The organism is Monashia sp. HAY1-2A (assembly GCF_056755315.1).
In genome coordinates this window covers 1-262 of sequence record NZ_JBNDHY010000484.1, presented here as the reverse complement: position 1 = coordinate 262, position 262 = coordinate 1, and the positions used below count along the sequence as shown (strand labels likewise).

1 pseudogene is annotated in these 262 nt (G+C 76.7%); it reads left to right on the top strand.

Annotation, left to right across the window (positions count from 1 at the left end):
• Positions 1–50: 50 nt before the first annotated feature.
• Positions 51–262: pseudogene (locus ACPYOM_RS22810) on the top strand (MocR-like pyridoxine biosynthesis transcription factor PdxR); the annotation flags it as partial.

The following is a 262-nucleotide window of genomic DNA, read 5'->3' as shown; positions in this document are numbered from 1 at the left end:
CGGGCTGCATGCCGCCCGCAGCCGATCGGCACACGTCCAGGGGCGGCGGGGTGGTGGTGCCGCGCGGGCCGTGGCGCGTCGCGGGAGCACCGCCACAGGTGTCCGGGCCGGTCGCGGTGGACTTCTCCGTCGGCGTGCCCGACCCGGACCTGTTCCCGTTGGCGACCTGGCGGCGTCCCGTGTCCGGGGTGCTGCGTCGCGGACGGCTCGTCACCGTCACCTACGGCGACACCGGCCCGTCGCTGCTCGAAGCGCAGGTCGC